This window comes from Sabulibacter ruber (genome assembly GCF_017355955.1).
Classification (GTDB): Bacteria; Bacteroidota; Bacteroidia; order Cytophagales; family Hymenobacteraceae; genus Nibribacter; species Nibribacter ruber_A.
The window spans coordinates 1,584,487-1,603,494 of record NZ_JAFFID010000001.1 but is presented as its reverse complement, the minus strand read 5'-3'; the positions used below and the strand labels follow the sequence as shown (position 1 = coordinate 1,603,494).

Sequence of the window (19,008 nt, the reverse complement as noted above, 5' to 3'; positions counted from 1 at the left end):
CTTCTTTGAATGCTTAGAAATCAAATTTAAACCTGCCTCTGATGCCAATTTCAGAGACATCTGGGTGGTCCAGGTAAGACAGGCGTTTCACCACGTCTACCCTAAAGAATTTGAACAGATTGCCTACGCCCAGGCTGGCTTCCACGTAAGGCTTTTTCTCCAAGGAGTAGGTGGTAGGCAACCCGGTGGCGTACGCCGGGAAAGCCAACAGATCTGGGTTGTTTTTAGGGTCGTTTTCTTCTCTTATTTTGCCGTACAGCACTTTAAGGGTGGCGAACTCGCGCAGCTTGGTTTTCCTGATCAAGGGCAGTTTGTTGAAGATAAAACCGTTGAAACAGTGGTCTATGTTGATGCTGGCGTACTGATCGCTCACAAACTCCAGGAAGTTCATCAGGTTATAAGACTGAATCTGGTAAGAGTACGTCTGGTTGGCCCGGTGAATGGCCAGCAGCGGAAACGGAACTTGCCCAAAGATATAGCCGCCCTCGGCCACCACGTCTGAGTACCCAAACTGAGACATGTAGAACCGTTTGGCAATGTTCAGAGTCACGTTCTGGTAATCATAGTCTCCGTTGAAGAGGCCTTTGACTCCGGCCGCGGCCCGCAAAGTGAACACCGGATAGCGGTTCACAATAGGGAAGCGGTACAGTTTGCCCTGTACGTATTCCTCGTGGGGTGCCCAGCGCAGTTCCAGCCGGAACTCTGAGGTGGTAAGATTCTCCACCAAACCGGCCGTGCCGTCATTAGGAGTTCCCTCCGGCGAGGAAGGATCAATGGCTTTGCGGTACACCAGGCTACCGGCCGGCGTCTGTTCCCAGTTGCGGAAACCTACCCTGAACGAGAAGCGGTTTCTGAACTCGTGCAGGTAGTCAATGTTGTAGGTCTGGTTATACAGCCATTTGTCATTGTTGCCGCGCTTGAACGACAGCAGGAAGTTGTCTTCCTGCACAAACTGCAGGTCCTGCCCCGGGATTTTGGTGTCTTTTTGGTAACTCACGCGCAAAGCACGCACCGGAAACTCAAAGATGGAACGGTTAGACAGCGAGTAGGTGCCTCCCAGAAAATACTTCCACTTCTCGTCTTTGAACCCGTAAGCGGCGTAGGTTTCCAGCATCACCCGCTTGCTGAAGGTAGTGGTGGTTCTGCCGCCCGCCCGTAGCCTGAAGCCCTCTACCGGGTTGAAGCTGTAAAACGTATTCACGGGGCCAATCTCAAAGTAAGGGCCTGCCTGTTTGTAACCGGCAATGAACATGGTGGCAAAGTCCAGCGTCCGTTTAAAGGAACGGTTGTTTCTAAGACTGTCAATGCTCTGGTAGGTGTTGGCCTCTGACAGCGATAAGCTGTCATGCCGATTGGCGGCCCAGAAGTCTTCTTCCTGCTTCTCAGCTAAGGGTAATTTGGCGGTGGCTTCGCCTTCGTAGAACCCGTCTGGTTTGGGTTCATTGATGCGGAAGTCTTTGAACGAAACGGTCCGCTCGCCGTACACGCCGCCTTTGCTGTTCTGGGTTACGGCAAACTCAGATCTCAGCACGCTTTTGCTCAGGTTATAGCGTCCGTTGGGCAGTCGGTCAAAATCCAGGTTGATGTGCAGGTCACGCACCCAGTTGATGTTCACTTTCTTGCCCACTTCCATGTCTACTTTCTGCACGGCGTAATTACCGTCCATGGTTACGTACAGCTTGCCGGTGAACAGGAAATCGGTCTCGTTTTTGGGGCTGAAAGAAAGCTCGGTCAGTTTCTGACCGTCTACCACCACGGTATCGGTGACGTAGAAGCGGTAGAACGTAGGCGCCAGGTCGGCAATGGGGCTCAGGAACTGGTTGGTGAGAATGGTGATGTTGTTTTTGTAGATATCAATGTCCTGGTACATGTGCTTCACGTAGGAATTGATCACCACAAACTCGCCAAAGTCTACTTTCTTCTCGGCATCTACAATGGTCTTCTTCTTTTCGGGGTCTTTTCTGTAAAACTGTCGGGAAATAGATTCCTGCATGTACAGGGGCAACACCGCCGTTCCGGCCACTTTGGTGGTATCTATGTTCTTCAGAACGAAGTCATATTTCTTGAACAGGATGTTGTTGCGCAGCTTCTCGGGGCTGTTGCTCAAGGCCAGTTGCAGTTTATCATACTGCTGGTACTGCACATAATCATAGCTCTCCAGGCGGTTTTTGTTTTTGTTGTCCACCACCAGCCTGATGAGGTCTACCGCCGGGTTGTTCTTGTTGCTGTAATTGCGGCTGCGGCCTTTGATCACTACTTCTTTCAGCCGCTTGGCGTCACTCTCCAACTGCACGTTCAGGACCTGGGTCTGGCCAGGCGTAATGGTAAGCGTCTTGGACTTATAACCTACGTATGTGAACTGAACTTTGCTTTCAGATTGGTTGGTTTTGAGGGAGTAATTTCCCTCTATATCTGTAGTGGTGCCCACACTGGTGCCCGGAATAAAGATGGACACTCCAATGAGCGGCTCCTTGGTCACTGCATCTTTAATGGTGCCCTTCACCACCGTAGCGGTACTCTGGGCCTGAGTTGGGTTGAAGTTTGCTCCAAAGGCTAGAAAGGCCAAGCAGCAAATAAGTATATGTAAAGGGTTGACATATACATTCTTACTTGAATACATATCTCTTTTGTTGAATGTAATTGTAGAAGAAACCTACCAGCAGGGACACGAAAACCTTAGAAAAGATGTAGTTCAGGCCCAGGTAGTGCGTAAAAGCAAACACCCCCGTGGCGTTGAGCAACAGACTTCCGTTCCATACAATAAAATACTTGGTTGCTTGGGTAGGTAAATGTTTATGAGTAGCATGGAAGACCCAGGTTCTGCTGAGGGTGAAGTGTGTGACTCCGCCGGCAATAGTACCCAGAACTGAAGCGCCTACATACCAGAGCCCTACTAGTTCCACGGTGAGGATCGTCACCAAGAAATCGACTCCCGAGGCTATAAGGGAGGCCGCTTGGGACTTCAGGAAGGTGAGCATTTAGAAAAGGTCGAAGTACAGGCAAAGATGTAAGATCACGTTAGCGTAAACTCCGGAAAGCACATCGTCCAGCATCACACCCCAACCACCGGCTAACTTCTCTGTTCTTCTTATGTAAAAGGGTTTCACAATATCAAAAAAACGGAACAAGACCAGCGCTGCCGCCACGTAGTGAAGCTGAACCGGAACGAACAGGAGACTGATGCACATGCCCGCCACTTCATCTATCACTACTTTTTTGTCGTCTTTGCCCCAGTAGGGTTCCACTTCCGTGGCAGACCAGACGCCCAGTGCCGTGATCAGGAACGTGACGCCCGCTTGCCAGAAGACAAGCTCATTCCCACCGCCCTGCCACAGATACCAGGCAATACAGGTGGCTACGGCCGCAACCGTGCCTCCGCCTTTACCCACGTAGCCTATGCCTAAGCTGGTGGAAATGAGTTTGTGTAGTTGAATCATAGTATACTTACAGAGCTTCCACTAAATCCTGGTAGTAATCCAGGCCCAGGTGCGTGATCAGGTCCTCGCCCATCATGTGGCGCAGGGTGTTCTGCAGCTTCATCAATTGCTTGAAGATGTCGTGCTCGGGGGCAAGTCCCTCAGCCGTCTGCGGCGACTTGTAGTAGAAGCTCAGCCACTCCTGGATACCGCTCATGCCGGCGCGCTGCGCCAGGTCGGTGAACAGGGCAAGGTCAAGTACCAGCGGAGCCGCCAGGATGGAGTCGCGGCACAGGAAGTTGATCTTGATCTGCATCTGGTAGCCCAGCCAGCCGAAGATGTCGATGTTGTCCCAGCTCTCCTTGTTGTCGCCGTGCGGCGGGTAGTAGTTGATGCGCACCTTGTGGTACATCTCACCATACAACTCAGGATTTGACTCCGGACGGAAAATCTCATCCAAAACGCTCAGCTTGCTTACCTCTTTGGTCTTGAAGTTATCCGGGTGGTCCAGCACGTAGCCGTCGCGGTTCCCCAGGATGTTGGAAGAGAACCAGCCTCTCACGCCTAAAGCGCGGGCGTGCAACCCGGGGGCTAGGATGGTCTTCATCAACGTCTGCCCGGTCTTGAAGTCCTTGCCGGAGATGGCGATGCCGTGCTCTTTTGCTAATTCAACGATGGCTGGGATGTCCACGGTCAGGTTAGGCGCCCCGTTGGCGAAAGGAACGCCGGACTTGATGGCCGCATACGCGTAGATCATGCTTGGGGCGATGGCCGGATCGTTGTTGCGCAGGCCTTCCTCAAAAGCAGCCACAGATCTGTGTACATCAGATTCTTCGATGTAGATCTCCGTGGAACCGCACCATACCATCACCAGACGATCACAGTTGTTGGTTTCCTTGAAGTTCAGGATATCGTCCATCAGCATTTCGGCCAGCTCCATCTTGTTAGCGCCCTCTTTCACGTGGGTACCGTCCAGGTTGCGGGCGTAGGCTTTGTCAAACACCGCTTTCATAGGAACCAAGGCTTCCAGCTCGGGTTTGATAGAGTGCAGCAGCATGGGCTCCAGCACCTTGGCGTTCATAGCCGCTTCAAACACGTTGTCTGAGTACACGTCCCAGCCGCCGAATACGATATTGTTCAGGTCTGCCAACGGCACGAAATCCTTGATGAGGGGGAAACGGTCATCGGTACGTTTGCCTAACCGGATGCGGCCCATCTGGGTAAGGGAACCTACCGGTTGTGAAAAGCCTTTTTTGATAGCTTCCACTCCGGCGATGAGGGTGGTAGCCACCGCTCCCAAACCTGGCATCAGAATTCCTAAACGTCCGTTCGCGTCTTTTACTTGGTGATCCATTTTACTTAGTTAAGGTACATCAATTGTTTATAACCACTTATTTGCTTTATACCACTGCAGCGTATGGGTAAGGCCTTTTTCAAGGTCATACTCTGGGGTATAATGTAAATCCTGTTGAATGCGCGCAATGCTGCAGTTCCAGTTCTCGGCGATGAGTTCGCTGATTTTTTCCCGGTTTAAGGTCGGCGTTTTACTACCGGCGAATAACTCAGACAGTGTCGCCATGCCTTTGACCAGGCCCAAGGGAAGATGAAACCGCAAGGCCCTTTTCCGGAGCGCCCGTTTGGTGACATCGGCTAAGGCGTACCGGTCGTAGCTTCGGCCATCTGAGATATTGTAGCTGGTGCCGGTTACCCCAGACTCTAAAGCTTGCATCACTGCTTTGGCCAGGTCCTTCACGTACACAAAGCTCAGCCGCTGCTTCCCTTTGCCTATGTAAGGATCCAGTCCCTTGCTGATGGTGGAGAACAGAATAAAAATGTCTTTCTCCCGGGGGCCGTACACAGCAGTGGGTCTGAGTACCACCAGCGGTAGGTTCCTGATCTCGGCCAGGTACTGCTCGGCCAGCAGTTTGCTCTTGCCGTAATTGGTGACCGGGCGGGCGTTGCTCTCCTCGGTGATGGGGCTTTTCTCCTGGTAGGAGATGGGGCCCAGGGCAGCCAGACTACTGATGAACACAAACTTCTTCAGCGGAATAGCGGCCTGCACAGCGGCCAGGGCCAGGTTCCGGGTGTACTCGGCGTTTACTCTGTTGTATTCCTGCGCCTCTTTTGCTTTGGTAATGCCGGCGGCATGCACGATGTAGGCATATTGTTTTTCTTCCAGTTCCTGTTGCAAGGCGGCTACACTGGAGAAGTCTAACTGCGTGTACTGAATAGGGAAGGCCTTCAGGTGGTCTACCTCGCTGGAGGGTCGCACGGCCGCATAGACTTCCAGTCCTGCGTTTACCGCGGCCTCCACCAGGTGGTAGCCCACAAAGCCACTGGCTCCCGTTATCAGTACTCGTTCGTTCATATCGCCTTTTCGTAGATGCGGTATTTTTTATAGGGTTTGGCGTCCATGTTCAGGAGGCCCTGGTTCATGAGGGTGTTGTTCTCCAGAATCCAGGAGGCCTCGGCCACTTTCATCTTTTTCTTTTTGAATTGCTCCATAGCGTGGCCGTAGAAGCAGGCTTCAATGCCCAGTTTGCGGTAACCTTCCAGCACGCCCAAGGCAATAATGCGCAAGCCGTTTATCTTCTTCTTTTGGAAAAGTAGCTTGAAAATGCCCGTGGGCAGCAGCCGTCCGTTCTTCACCTTGATCAGGATCTGGTTGATGTCTGGCACCGAGAGCGAAAACCCGATGATCTCGCCTTCATGCTCAGCCACCATGCAGAAGTCCGGGTCCAGGATCATTTTCAGGTCTTTGGCCATGTGGTCAAACTCGTGGGGCGTCATCGGCACGAAGCCCATGTTCTTATCCCAGGCCTTGTTGTACACTTCCCTGATCTTGGTGACTTCCTCCTTAAAATTCTTCAGGTTGATGGGCCTGATCTGAATACCTTTTCGCCCCAGCCGTTCCTCCAGCACTTTGGTCATCCGGAAAGGCCGCTCGTTGTAGTGCTCGGTGAACTGGTAGGCAATCAAATCTACTTGTTTAGTCAACCCAGCCTTCTCCAGCAAATCCAGGTAATAGGGCTTGTTGTAGGTCATCATGACCACCGGCGGAGAGTCAAAGCCTTCCACCAGCATGCCACAGGTCTCATTAGTAGAAGGATTTACCGGGCCTATCATGGTCTCGGCGCCCTGTTCTTTCAGCCACTTGGCGGCTTGGGCAAACAGCAGGGTAGCTACTTCCTGGTTATTGATAGAGTCAAAGAACCCGAAGAACCCGTCTTTCTGGCCGTTGGTCTGGTTATGGTTGCGGTTGAGCACGGCGGCAATGCGGCCCACCACTTTGCTTCCCTCGTAGGCCAGGAAAGGCTGCACGGTGGAATGCTCATGGAACGGGTGCTTGCCGGGCGTGAGTAAATCGCGCTGGGCAATGAAAAGCTCCGGGACGTAGTTAGGGTCCCCTTTAAAAAGCTGGTGCGGAAAGTCTATGAAGGCTTTGAGCAGTTGCTTGGAGTTAACGGGCACTACTTGCCACATATACTTCTTGCTTGAGATTGATCTGAAGTTCTTTGAACGCCTCAGAAAGTTTACTAACTGCCTCCTCTATCTGCGGGAAGGTGTGGGTAGCCATCACCGACAAACGGATGAGCGTGGAGTCTGCCGGTACTGCCGGGGCAACCACCGGATTGACAAAGATGCCTTTGTCTTGCAGCGAGCGGGTAAGTAAAAACGTCTTGTAGTTGTCTCTTACATAAATAGGAATGATAGGGGACTCTGTAGGGCCTAATTCAAATCCTTCTTCCAACAACAACTTGGTCATGTAGCGGGTGTTCGTCCAGAGACGTTCCATCCACTCTGGTTCGGTTTCAATGATGTCCAGGGCTGCCAAAGTACTGGCCACCGAGGCCGGCGACATGCTGGCACTGAAAATAAGCGAGCGGGCGTGGTGTTTCAGGTACAGGATGGTTTCATGGTCAGCGGCGATGAAACCACCCAATGAAGCCAGCGACTTGCTGAACGTACCCATGATCAGATCCACCTGATCTGTCAGGCCGAAGTGCGAGGCGGTACCGGCGCCTCTTTCGCCAATCACGCCTAAGCTGTGGGCATCATCTACCATGATGCTGCCGCCGTAGCGCTGGGCAATGGCTACAATCTCGGGGAGTTTCACAATATCGCCTTCCATGCTGAAGATTCCGTCTACCACAATCAGTTTGATGGCCTCGGCGGGAAGTTTGCTGATTTTGCGCTCCAGGTCTTCCATGTCATTGTGCCGGTATTTGAGCACTTTGGAGAAGGAGAGGCGGCTGCCATCAATGATAGAGGCGTGGTTGAATTCATCCAGCAGAATGTAGTCATTGCGGCCGGTTAAGCTGGAAACTACGCCAAGGTTTACCTGAAAGCCGGTGCTGAACACCAGGGCGGCGTCTTTGCCCACAAAGGCGGCCAGCCTTCTTTCCAGTTCCAGGTGCAGGTCCAGGGTTCCGTTCAGGAACCGGGAACCGGCGCAGCCCGTGCCGTAATCATCAATGGCCTGCTTGGCGGCTTCTTTGATCTTGGGGTGGTTGGTAAGGCCCAGATACGCATTGGACCCGAACATTAACACCTTTTTTCCCTCAATGATTACCTCAGTATCCTGGGCCGATTCAATGGATCTGAAATAAGGATAAGCGCCTAACTCTCTGGCTTTCTCCCCGGCTTTCTCTGGAGCACCCTTCTCCCGATTGGCCAGTCTCTCGCTTAATTTTTTTGTCATATAAACAGACATTTACAAGTATCGAAATCGCCGCATTTGCAGTTTTCTCACATGCACTGACCTTTTCTTAGCTCAATGCACGGGGAGGCGGATTCTTCTCTATTACTATTTGGTTGACATGATCAACCAACTGATTGATATTTAGTTGACTATATCAACTAAATATACAAAAAATTTTAAACTTTATTTCTAAAATGCAAGGCAACATTCACAAAAGTGTCAATTTCTTCTTTTGTTAAGCCTTCTTGCAAGGTTGAATTTACTCTATGCTCTATCTGTAGGGCTTGCTTAAGAAGCTTCTTCCCCAGTGGAGTCAGGTGTAAGGTCTTTTTTCTCCGGTCACAGCAGTCGCCAGATCTTTCCACCAGGTTCTTTTCCTCCATTGCCGCAATCACCCGCAAAACCGCCGATTTGTCTATCTTCACGATGTCTGCCAAATCCTGCTGAATCAGTTTATTGCCCTTAGATAAGAGGTTCAAGAAAATGAAGTGCTGGTAGGTTAACCCCAGCCCAGCGTTCTCAAACTCCTTCTCTACTGCCTTGCCCAGCACAAAGCCAGTCCTAGCTATCAGTAACCCAAGATGCGACGCCTCATTCATTTTCTTTACCAATTAACTGCTACAAAGGTGAAGGAATTAGTTGATAAAATCAACTAATTATTGGTATCCTAAATGATAGCATTATTAGAAGGTAAAAAGTTAGTTTTGATGGTTCTACGGTGAAATCTATCTAAAAGAAACAGGTGTTCTCAAGGTGCGTTTTCAGGCTCTTCTCCTGGTTCAGGCAGAAAATCAGACGTAGGGCTGAGGAAGGAGGATTTTACTTCTGTTGAAGGTGCAAAACTCTTAGGAAGCGGGGGAGAGTTAAAGGAGCTTTGCGTTTTTCGCTTCTTTTCTGAAAACGGTTCAAAAAGAAGTCTAAAGTGCTTTGAGGTAGTTAGTTTATAAACGTGTCTTAGGGCTGTTTTACTGAAAACAAGCCTAAAACACGTTTATATACCAAAGTGAAAGTAATGCGTTATTTCTGGGTCTGGCGGGAAACGTACTCCACAAAATCACCCACGGTGTTGAAAGGCACTTCGTCTGGGATATTGATTTTGAAGTTCTTTTCCAGTTCCCAGATCACGCCCACCAGGTCAACGGTATCAAAGCCCAATTCTTTGCTCAGGTTGGAAGAAGTACGCAGCCGGGATGGCCTTATTTCTTTTACTTTACTGATTATTCTTACAACCCTCTGGGCAATAGAAGGGACAGTTACAGCGGCTATCATAAGGAAGGTAGAAGTTCTATCTATAATCTAATAATGGATGGTTTATCTGTTTTTCACTTTCCCATAGGGTGCTCAGTTCTTGTATCATAAAGAGCTTGATCTAAACACCAGTGACAGGTGGAGTGAAAAAGGACCGCAAAAGTACCTATTGTGCTCCAGAGTCCAAAACCAGAGTTTGGTTTCATTGATGAAAGTGATAAAAACGGGCGCAAAATGCGCCCGCCTTTCTTCATCATTCACTATTCAATTTATCTTATACAAGGGCCGGTTGGCCGTGGTGTTCTTTCTTGCCTTCCAGTTCGGCGGTTTCGCGCTCTAACTCTTCGGCGGTTTTGTCTACCAGTATGATCTCGGTTTGTTTGTCCAGGCCAAACTTGGCCAGCACACGGTCAAACAGGTAGTAGATGATAGGTACCACAATCAGGGTCAGGAACATGGAAGAACTCAAACCTCCGATCAGGGCCCAGGCCAGACCGTTTTTAGTGGCTGCTACGGAACCACCGGCCAACGCAATCGGCAACATACCAATCACCATCGCCAGGGTAGTCATCAGGATCGGGCGGAAACGAATTCGCACGGCTTCCATCAGGGCGCTTTTCACGTCATGACCTTCTTTCTTCATCTGGTTGGTGAAGTCCACCACCATAATCGCGTTCTTGGCTACCAGACCAATCATCATGATGATACCCAGGATAGAGAAAATACTCAGTGACTGGGCGGCCAGGGCCAGGGCCAGCAAGGCCCCGATGATCGCGAGCGGAATGGAGAACAATACCACCAGCGGATACACGTAAGAGTCATACAGAGCCACCATGATCAGGTACACGAAGATGATAGAGGCCAGCAAGGCAATTCCCAGCGTACCGAAGCCTTCGCTCTGGTTTTTCAGGTCCCCGGCGTAGTCAACGGTTACCCCGTTCGGGATCTTGATTTCCGCCATCTTGGCCTGAATATCGGCACCCACTGAACCAGACGGACGCCCAATTACCTGTGAGTTCACGTTCAGGGAGGTCACGCGGTTGGTACGCTCCAGCTGAGAAGGACCAGTAGACTGCTTGATGTCGGCGAACTGACCCAGACGCACTACCTGTCCAAAGTTGTTGATGAAAGACAGGTTGGCGATGTCGGTCATGTTGCGGCGGTCAAACTCATCCAGACGGATGTTGATGTCGTAGTCCTCGGTACCGGAGCGGAAAGTAGCGTCTGTGTTACCAGAGAAGGCCATTTGCATACCGGCTCCCACGCTTTCCAGAGACAAGCCCAGGCTTGCCATCTTGTCGCGGTCCACTACTACTTCAATCTCGGGGTTACCACCTTCAACGGAGGTTTCCACGTCTACCGTACCTTCCACGCCTTCCACCAACTTGGTCACTTTCTGTGAGAAGGCCAGCAGAGTATCCAGGTTAGAACCAGACAATACCACCTGGATAGGAGCTTGCGCATTCCCTACCAGACCTACCGGTACCGGAGTAACCTCTACGTTTGGCAGTTTGCTTTCAATATCGGCTTTGGCTCTACGGCTGAACTCCTGCGTGCTGAAAGAACGCTCTTTCACGTCTACCAGGGCAACAGATAACTCAGACTGATAAGCAGAGTTCTGGCCTTGCTGCGAAGAAGCCGTTGTACCCACCGTAGTGAACACCCGGGTTACCTCCGGAATGCCGCGCAGGTACTCTTCCACCTGCTTAGTGGCAAAGTTGGTTTGCTCAACGGTAGCGTTCTTAGGCAATTCTAACTGCAAGCTCACCTCGCCACGGTCACCCGCCGGGATGAACTCGTTCCCGATGAACCCGAACGGCACCAGCATGAAGGAAGCAATCAGTAACAGGAATGTTGCAGCCAGGGTAATGAACTTATGTCCAAAGGCCCACTGCAAGGCATCGGTAAAGCCTTCAATGATTCTGTCAAGCAAGCGCTCAAACCACAGAATGAACCGCCCGAACATGTTTTTGTCAGATACGTGCTCCAGTTTAGAGAAACGGCTGGCCAAAAGCGGAATCAGAGTGAATGCCACAAACAGGGAGATCATAGTGGCTACTGCTACCACCAGGGCAAACTGTCGCAGAATGTCAGACACCAGACCGGTAGACAAAGCGATTGGGATGAACACCACCACAATTACCAGGGTAATGGAGGTTACCGTAGCGCTGATTTCCCGAATACCGTCATATGCCGCCTGGGCCGGGTTCTTGCCCATCTCCATGTGGCGGTAAATGTTCTCAATCACCACAATGGCGTCGTCCACCAGGATACCTACCACCAGTGAAAGGGCCAGCAAAGACATCAGGTTCAAAGAGAACCCAAACAGGTACATGGCAATGAACGTGGCCACCAATGAGGCCGGGATGGACACCATCACAATCACCGCGTTACGCAGCGAGTGCAGGAACAACAGCATTACCACCGCCACCAGCACTACCGCAATCACCAGGTCGTGCATTACAGAATCAGCGGCCTCCAGGGTAAAGTCAGAGCTATCCGTTGCAATGTTGAACTTCAAGCCTTGAGACGCATAGGTTTTCTCCAGCTGGGCCAGAGCGGCCTTGGTCAGGGCACTTACTTCCACCGCGTTGGCATCAGACTGTTTCTGGATAGTGATACCCACCGATGGTTTTGAGTTGATACGGCTCAATACCTCCACGTCTTTCTGGGTATCCTGTACCTCGGCCAGGTCAGACAAACGTACGATACCGTTCTGGTCTTCTCTGATAACGAGGTTACGTAATTGGTCCAGATTCTGGTATTTACCCGATAAACGGAGCTGGGTCTGGCCGTTCTCGTTCTTGATTCTACCGGTAGGGAAGTCCAGGTTAGAGTTCTTGATCTTCTGTTGTACCTGCAGAATAGAGATGCCGTAGGCTTCCAGCTTGTTGGCGTCAATGTTTACCTTGATCTCGCGCTCAGAACCACCCAGGATTTTGATCTGGGCCATACCAGGCACACGGGACAGTTCCGGCTTGATTTTGTTGTCAATCAGGTCGAAGAACTCGGTGGCAGGCATGTTGGCCGTGGCCCCCATCTTGATGATGGGCAGGTCGTCAAAGTCAAATTTGTTCAGGGTTGGCGGGTCAGCGTCTTCGGGCAACTGGGCCAGAATGGTGTTGATTTTCCGCTGGGCATCCTGTAAGCTCAGGTCTACGTTGGTTCCCTGGTTCAGCTGGATGGTGATGATAGAGAAACTCTCCAGGGAGGTACCTTTCATCTCCTTCACGTTCTCCAGGGAAGAGAGCACATCTTCAATCTCTTTGGTCACCGAGTTCTCCACCTCGTTAGGCGATGCACCCGGGTACAAAGTAGTCACGGTCAAAACCGGCGGGCTGAACTTAGGTAACAGCTCGTAGTTGAGTGATTGGTAGCTGACAATCCCCAGCAAGGTGAGGACGGTGAACACCACCACCACCAGGGTTGACCGCTGAATTGATAACTTGGTTATATTCATTTCTAAACTTCCAGTTTAAAAGAAACTTCTTTTCTGATTACAGAGTGGTCACCTGGATGCCTTCGCGCAGGTTGATCTGGCCGCTCTGTACTACTTTTTCGCCGGGCTGCACCCCATCCAGGATCTCTACCTGGTCCTGGGTTACCGTACCCACTTTCACTTTGCGTAAATAGGCTTTGTTGTCTTTCACCACGTACACGCTTGGGTCCTGGATGCTACCTACAATAGACTGACGAGAAAGCAACAGGGCATCGCGCTGGTCGGCTACTTCAAAGAAGGCAGTGCCGTACATACCCGCTCTCAGGTTGTTGTTAGAGGTGTTTTTGACCTCAATTTCCACATCGTACTTCAAAGTGGCATCAGATTGGGCGGCAATGGCGGTTACTCTGCCTTCGTACTCCTGGCGGCCACCGGCATTGGCGGTTACTTTCACGCGCTGGCCTTTGTTGATGAGCAGAACCTCTGCTTCAGAAACCTGTACATTCAGTTTCAGGCTGTTCACGTTCACAATGTCATACATCTTAGTACCTGGGTTCAGGAAAGAACCTACCTCAATGTAGATCTCATTGATTTCGCCGTTGATAGGAGCGGTTACCCGGGTATTGGACATGTTCTGCTGGGCAGCCACCAATTGGGCACGGGCAGAATTCACTTGCAGACGGGCATCTTCTAACTGACGTTTAGTGATAGCGTCACCAGCGGCCAGGTTTTCAAAACGGGCCAGGTCACGTTTGGCTTTCTCGTAATTGGCCTGGGCGGTCACCAGGTTCGCGTTCATGGTGTTGCCTTCTACCTGCACCAGCAATTCGCCGGCACGTACGCGGTCGCCTTTGCGCTTCAATACCCGCTGAATCTGGCCTTGGGTCTCAGACAACAGGGTGAGGCTTTGCACTGGTCTGAAGTTTCCTTGCGCGGTAAAAGACCGGTCCAGTTTGGCAGATTTCGCCTCGGTGAGGGTTACCGGAATGGCTTCGCTCTTGATCTGGGCTACGGCCGCTTTTTCCGTCATTTCCTTTTTGTTCTTGTTGAGCGTGTAAGCCACGGCGCCTATCAGGACAACAACAACCAGGATATAAATCAGTTTTTTCATTTTTTTAGAGTGTACAGAAACAGTGTTATTGGATTAGGTTTTTCAGTTCGCCTCTGGCTTTGATGTAGTCCAGCTGCGCTATTTTATATTTCAGTCTTTCGTTGTTCAGGTTGGTTTGGGCCTCACGTAAGCTCACCTCGGCTTCTAACAGGTCGGTCAGCGGGGAAAGCCCTTCTTTGTACAGGCTGTTGGTGGTGTTGTACACCTCCTGGGCCAGCTGCACGTTGCGTTCCTGGTTCTGCACGGCCAATTGGCTGGTATTGATCTGCTTCAAGGCATTATCTAATCCCATTTGGGTGCTCAGGGTCAGGTTCTGGATGTCTAACTCAGTCTTTTTCACATCCAGCTCGGCTTGTTTTATCTGGTTTCTGCGCTGGAATCCGTCAAAAATGGGGATGTTCAGCTGCACACCCAGCACAAAGGTGTTGAACCAAGGCTGATTAGTGTCAAAGAAGTTAAACTGCTGCCGTTGGGCGTTGTAAGTGTACTGACCAAAACCTGCCAGAGTAGGGAAGGCGCGGCCTTTGATGTTCTCCACGTTCAGGCCATACAGCTTTTTCTGCGTCTGCAAAGCCTGGAAATCTGAGCGCTGGGTCAGGATCTCGTTGGCGTTGGTAGTAAGCGGCAGAGCCGTGTTGGTGAGGGTGGTGGAATCGGCAATCTCAATTGGTTGCTCAATTGGCATCCCCATAAAGAACTTCAAGGCGTTTTTCTGCTGCTCATAAGCCGCCGCCAAGGTCTGGCGCTGGTTCTCCAGGTTGGTTTTGTTTACCGTAATGCGGTTTACATCTACCTTCTTGGCGAAATCATTCTTGTATTGCAGTTGCAGGATCTTCTCCAGTTGGGTCAGGCGCTTGTAGTTGGCATCAATAGTGCTGAACTGTTCCTTGGTTTGCAGAGCCTGCAGGTAAGCAGAACTTACGTTGTAGATCACATCTTCTGTGCTCATCTGGGTGCGCAAACGGTACAGGTCACGGGTGGTCTGGGCCGCCTCTAATCCTACAAAGTAGGATTTGCTGAAAATAAGCTGCTGAAGCTCCACACCGCCGGAAACATTGTATTTCTGACCAAATTTCACCGGTACGTAAGTGCCTGGCTGGCCAATGATCTCACCTGGCAGCAACTGGGTAGGAATAGACGGATACACGCTTACCTGCCCGGTACCATTCAGTTGAGGAAGGCCAGAACCTTTGGTTTCGTTGATTCTGTATTCAGCTCCTTGCTCATCCAGCTTTGACTGCTGAATGCTGATGTTATTGTTGGCGGCAAAGTTCAACGCCTGTTGCAGCGTTAAGACATTGCCCTCCGGTTGAGTTTGTGCATAACTGAATCTTGCTACAAACGCAAGTAGAAGGCTCAGTATCAAATGCTTCTTATTCACGGTTTTACTTTTATTGATTGGTTTGTATCTTATTGTTTGGTTCTGAATAAAAAGAACCAAGCGGGCAAAAAATTATTGTTGTCTCTCCTTTATCCACTTTTGCAGAAGGGCTGGTACTTCCTTGGAAAGGAACTCCAGAAACTCAATCCGCTCCAGAACTTTCTGGTTCATGTCTGGATTGGCGTTTCCCCTCAGTTCATTGGTTTGCTTAAGCAGTTTGCTGAACGCCAGGATGGAATCCATCTTGTTGATCACTTCCTCGTGCCAGTTCTCCAGTAAAGCTCCGAAGTACCGTTTTCTGTCGCCGGGGAACGTGATGTATTCAATCAAATGCATCTGTAGCAGGAGGTTCAGGGCATTGCTGGCCGCACTCTTACTGATATTCAAGGTATCAATGATCTCCTCAAAAGACAGGTGCGGTCTGTCTGAGACGTACAGCAATCCAATGATGCGGCCGGTTGCGGGCGGAAAGCCCTGCTGCTCATGGTAAATGCCGATTTTCTCAATCAGTTGCTTTTGTTCTTTGGTTAACTGTACCACTTTTTTCTCCTTCTTTGACTTAAGAACACTGCAAAGGTATGCGTTAGTTTCGTTAGTTCATAATTTTGAGAACTAAAATTTAGTATTTCTTTTTGTCTACCAGGGAATGTTTGTTTGTGATTGATTAGTAGAAGTTTATACGCCTGATCTGGCTTGAAGGGAAGTAGTAGGAAGTGATTTTACCTACTGCCAGGGACTCAGAAACACCGCAAAGATAAGGTGATGGAATCTTATCTTCCAACCATTTCAACTTCAATGGACGTTCTGGTTAAGGCTGGATGCAATTCCTTCAACCTCAAATTCCTGAGGTATCTTATTAACTCCAATTCTGCAATGTATTCTTGCTGAAGAAGTACCTAAAAGCAAACCACCCGAATCGGGGCTGTTTTCCGGAAAACAGCCCCGATTCGGGTGGTTCATGTAACCGATAAGTTCTGTTTATTGCTGGTATCTGCCCCCGAAGAAGTCGTTGGCGTTCCAGGTAGGGCGTTCAGGAGTTTGGGCCACCTGGTAGCTGATCAGGAAGTTCAGCTGCACGTAGTTCTTGCCGGCTTCAAAGTCAAAGGTATCGTTCAGCTCATCCTGTGGTTTGTGGTAGAAATTGGCGCGCCACACTTCCACCTGCTTGTTCAGGTTGTTCTGGCCGTCTTTGGTTTTGTTTCCGTATTTGATGTGCAAGGCCGGAATTCCCTGGGCTACGAAGCTGAACTGATCGCTGCGGATGAACCGGTTCTGGTCTGGTTCCGGGTCAGCTTCCACGGCAATGCCTAAGTAACCGGCTGCGTTCGCTACTGGTTTAGCCAGTGAGGAGTGCTCGGCCCCCAAGGCCACCGCCGAAAGCAGCGGCGCGATGATGGTTGGCATATCGGTGTTAATGTCGGCTACAATGTTCTTCTTAGGCACGGTTGGGTACTTGGCAAAGTACTGCGAGCCCAGCAAGCCCATTTCCTCGCCGGTCACCAACACAAACAGGAGGGAGCGTTTGGGTTTCTGTTTCAGATTAGAGTAAATCTTGGCAATCTCCAGCACGCTGGCCACCCCGGAGGCATTGTCATGCGCGCCGTTATAGATAGAATCGCCTTTCACCGGCGTACTAATGCCCATGTGGTCCAGGTGAGCGCTGTGTACCACGTACTCCTCGCGCAAGGTGGCGTCTGACCCGGTGATTTTCCCCACTACATTATAAGTGTCGAAATCCTGGTAGGTGGTGGTGTAGCGGGCCGAGATTTTGCCGGGTAATGCGGCGGAAGTGGTGCTTCCACCTTTTAAGGTGGCTACTACCTTGGCGGTGTCCAGCCCGGCTCCTTGCATAAGCGTGTGGAAGGTGGCGGCGTTCACGTACCCAAACACCTTAGACTGATCAGACACATAAGAACCCGAGGCGGCCACTTTGCCATCGGCGGTCATAACGCTGTTCACCCCACGCGAAAGATTGGGAACCGTTACTCTGGGGCTGGGATTGGTGCTGCCCACCAGTACGCCTACCGCGCCGTGGTTCACCGCATTTTGCAGAATGGTGGAGAAATTCATGCTGGCGGCGGCAATGGTAGAGTGGAATTTCTGGGGCGCGCCGCGCAGGATCACCACCACTTTGCCTTTCACGTCCAGGTTGGCGTAATCGTCATATCCTACCTCAGGGGCGGTGATGCCGTACCCGGCGAACACCAGGGGAGCGTCAAGGCTGACCGATGGGTTTTGCGGGTTGGGGTAGAAGGTGAAGTCTTTGCCTGCCTCCAAGGTTTTGGAGCCCTGGGGCGTAGTAAAACTCAGGGTGGCATCTTTGCCGGTGAATGCCTTCCTGATTCTCACGGTCTGCAGGTAGGTGCTGTTCTCACCGCCCGGTTGCACGCCCAGTTTTTTGAACTGGTCAACCACGTAGTCTACCGCCATCTGGTAGCCCGGAGTGCCCGGTAAACGGCCCTGCAGTTTATCATCGGCCAGGTACTGGATGTGGCCTTTGATGGCCTCCGGTTTCACGGCTTTGAGTTGTTTGGTCACATCTTTGTCCAGTTTCAGTGACTGGGAGAACGCAGTGCCCGAGAGTAGCAAGGCACTGATCAGAAAGGGTGCAATTTTCATTTAGAACAAAAGGATTTACTTAACTACACTTGGTTGGCCTCGGCGTAGAATGCCTCAGGCTTTAAGCCCTGCCGCAAAAATTGAGCCTCGGGTACGTTTCAGGAGGGAAATTACTAAATAAACTAAGAAGTGCCCGGTAAGAAGTTCTCTGACCACCGGTGAGGTCCTCTTTTAGAGCAATTTTGCCAAAAACACCCTTAAAACGAATACCATCCTTTGGCCTGTTATTTCTTTCATCCGTTTCAGGGCAGTTTTTCAGAAAATGCCTATGAAACAGATTGAAGGCTATTCTGACTTCAACACAGGGCCGATGTAATTACACATTCGCCTTAAAACAAAAAATCCCTGCGGCTACCAGCTACAGGGATTCGTGAATTCTTAGGTGGATGGTGTCAATAGGAAAAGCCTTTGTGAACGTTGGTTGACAGCAGGTAGTACCGGGCAAGAAATCAGCGGGATTGCTGACGTACCGGAACCGGAACTGGCTGCAACGTAGGGCCGATAAGTTTAGAAATCAGATCGTTCAATAAAGAAGCGATAGAGGAAAGTGTGGTAAATCTCATTAGTTTAAAGTTCAAATCTCCTAAATAGAACAGGCTAACATCAACACTTTTGAAAAGCTGCCAAAAAATCTCAGGGCCTGTTCTCTCCCTTCAGTTTATGCATCAATCCTTGATAGAATTCATTGAATTTACGAGAAGAATTTGAAAAATGACAACAAACGCCAAATTCTTTTCTCAAGGATGATTCTTGTATCTACAACGATCAAGTAGGCAAAATCTGTTCCGGGCTTGAAAAAATTTTATCTTCTTTTTTGAGACGCGGGGGAAAGCCCGATTCTTTACCCGGATTGTACTAAAACCTATAACCCAATGCGGCAGAAAGCGCCTGAACAGGACTGGGCACCTGCAGAAATGTACCTTTTTTGTAAGGCAGCTACACACCCGGTTCTTGCCACTTCACCAGGAGTATTGTCTGCTTTACCCGTTTTTTGATTGGTTCTAACGCCTCCTAAGCCCTACTTTGTGGTTTAGAATAGGTGCCTCACTGTGTCATTGACCTTTTCACAATAAGAAGTTACCGGAATTTGCT

The 19,008-nt window shown here is 50.4% G+C and carries 14 protein-coding genes; all 14 read right to left on the bottom strand.

Features of this window, described 5'->3' with window-relative positions:
- Nucleotides 1-13: 13 nt before the first annotated feature.
- The gene (locus tag JT719_RS06515) at nucleotides 14-2,566 is read right to left on the bottom strand and encodes a DUF5686 and carboxypeptidase-like regulatory domain-containing protein (protein WP_242693087.1); all 2,553 of its coding nucleotides are present in this window, start codon (nucleotides 2,564-2,566) and stop codon (nucleotides 14-16) included.
- A 40-nt stretch (nucleotides 2,567-2,606) separates the two neighbouring features.
- Nucleotides 2,607-2,978, bottom strand: coding sequence for a GtrA family protein (locus tag JT719_RS06510; RefSeq protein ID WP_205499944.1), 372 nt, complete (start codon nucleotides 2,976-2,978; stop codon nucleotides 2,607-2,609).
- Entirely contained in the window at nucleotides 2,979-3,437 is a 459-nt protein-coding gene (locus JT719_RS06505) for a phosphatidylglycerophosphatase A family protein (protein WP_205499945.1), read from the bottom strand.
- 7 nt (nucleotides 3,438-3,444) lie between these two features.
- On the bottom strand, nucleotides 3,445-4,770 hold the full coding sequence (locus tag JT719_RS06500; RefSeq protein ID WP_207431799.1) for an inositol-3-phosphate synthase: 1,326 nt from the start codon (nucleotides 4,768-4,770) through the stop codon (nucleotides 3,445-3,447).
- A 27-nt stretch (nucleotides 4,771-4,797) separates the two neighbouring features.
- Complete coding sequence (locus JT719_RS06495; RefSeq protein ID WP_207431797.1) at nucleotides 4,798-5,784, bottom strand: NAD-dependent epimerase/dehydratase family protein; 987 nt, start codon at nucleotides 5,782-5,784, stop codon at nucleotides 4,798-4,800.
- Nucleotides 5,781-6,899: a hypothetical protein gene (locus JT719_RS06490; RefSeq protein WP_207431795.1), complete on the bottom strand. Its 1,119-nt coding sequence runs from the start codon at nucleotides 6,897-6,899 to the stop codon at nucleotides 5,781-5,783. The genes JT719_RS06495 and JT719_RS06490 overlap by 4 nt, the downstream gene beginning before the upstream one ends.
- Complete coding sequence (spt, locus tag JT719_RS06485; protein ID WP_207431793.1) at nucleotides 6,877-8,118, bottom strand: serine palmitoyltransferase; 1,242 nt, start codon at nucleotides 8,116-8,118, stop codon at nucleotides 6,877-6,879. Before spt ends, JT719_RS06490 begins: the two co-directional genes overlap by 23 nt.
- 176 nt (nucleotides 8,119-8,294) lie before the next feature.
- Nucleotides 8,295-8,717, bottom strand: coding sequence for a MarR family winged helix-turn-helix transcriptional regulator (locus tag JT719_RS06480; protein ID WP_207431791.1), 423 nt, complete (start codon nucleotides 8,715-8,717; stop codon nucleotides 8,295-8,297).
- A 418-nt stretch (nucleotides 8,718-9,135) separates the two neighbouring features.
- Nucleotides 9,136-9,387, bottom strand: coding sequence for an acyl carrier protein (locus JT719_RS06475; RefSeq protein WP_207431789.1), 252 nt, complete (start codon nucleotides 9,385-9,387; stop codon nucleotides 9,136-9,138).
- A gap of 253 nt (nucleotides 9,388-9,640) precedes the next feature.
- A complete protein-coding gene (locus JT719_RS06470; RefSeq protein ID WP_207431787.1) occupies nucleotides 9,641-12,826 on the bottom strand; it encodes an efflux RND transporter permease subunit in 3,186 nt (1,061 codons plus the stop codon).
- Nucleotides 12,827-12,863: 37 nt separating this feature from the next.
- Nucleotides 12,864-13,916 carry an efflux RND transporter periplasmic adaptor subunit gene (locus JT719_RS06465; RefSeq protein WP_207431785.1) on the bottom strand — a complete coding sequence of 351 codons (1,053 nt, stop codon included), beginning with the start codon at nucleotides 13,914-13,916 and terminating at the stop codon, nucleotides 12,864-12,866.
- 25 nt (nucleotides 13,917-13,941) lie between these two features.
- Nucleotides 13,942-15,297: a TolC family protein gene (locus JT719_RS06460; RefSeq protein ID WP_341350745.1), complete on the bottom strand. Its 1,356-nt coding sequence runs from the start codon at nucleotides 15,295-15,297 to the stop codon at nucleotides 13,942-13,944.
- A gap of 72 nt (nucleotides 15,298-15,369) precedes the next feature.
- Nucleotides 15,370-15,837, bottom strand: coding sequence for a MarR family transcriptional regulator (locus tag JT719_RS06455; protein WP_207431784.1), 468 nt, complete (start codon nucleotides 15,835-15,837; stop codon nucleotides 15,370-15,372).
- A 438-nt stretch (nucleotides 15,838-16,275) separates the two neighbouring features.
- Complete coding sequence (locus tag JT719_RS06450; RefSeq protein WP_207431783.1) at nucleotides 16,276-17,916, bottom strand: M28 family peptidase; 1,641 nt, start codon at nucleotides 17,914-17,916, stop codon at nucleotides 16,276-16,278.
- Between the last annotated feature and the right edge of the window lie 1,092 nt (nucleotides 17,917-19,008).

Coding starts and splice junctions, on each gene's coding strand:
- JT719_RS06510 (WP_205499944.1), bottom strand. CDS start 2,978: ATGCTCACCTTCCTGAAGTCCCAAGCGGCCTCCCTTATAGCCTCGGGA.
- JT719_RS06505 (WP_205499945.1), bottom strand. CDS start 3,437: ATGATTCAACTACACAAACTCATTTCCACCAGCTTAGGCATAGGCTAC.
- JT719_RS06500 (WP_207431799.1), bottom strand. CDS start 4,770: ATGGATCACCAAGTAAAAGACGCGAACGGACGTTTAGGAATTCTGATG.
- JT719_RS06495 (WP_207431797.1), bottom strand. CDS start 5,784: ATGAACGAACGAGTACTGATAACGGGAGCCAGTGGCTTTGTGGGCTAC.
- JT719_RS06490 (WP_207431795.1), bottom strand. CDS start 6,899: ATGTGGCAAGTAGTGCCCGTTAACTCCAAGCAACTGCTCAAAGCCTTC.
- spt (WP_207431793.1), bottom strand. CDS start 8,118: ATGACAAAAAAATTAAGCGAGAGACTGGCCAATCGGGAGAAGGGTGCT.
- JT719_RS06480 (WP_207431791.1), bottom strand. CDS start 8,717: ATGAATGAGGCGTCGCATCTTGGGTTACTGATAGCTAGGACTGGCTTT.
- JT719_RS06475 (WP_207431789.1), bottom strand. CDS start 9,387: ATGATAGCCGCTGTAACTGTCCCTTCTATTGCCCAGAGGGTTGTAAGA.
- JT719_RS06470 (WP_207431787.1), bottom strand. CDS start 12,826: ATGAATATAACCAAGTTATCAATTCAGCGGTCAACCCTGGTGGTGGTG.
- JT719_RS06465 (WP_207431785.1), bottom strand. CDS start 13,916: ATGAAAAAACTGATTTATATCCTGGTTGTTGTTGTCCTGATAGGCGCC.
- JT719_RS06450 (WP_207431783.1), bottom strand. CDS start 17,916: ATGAAAATTGCACCCTTTCTGATCAGTGCCTTGCTACTCTCGGGCACT.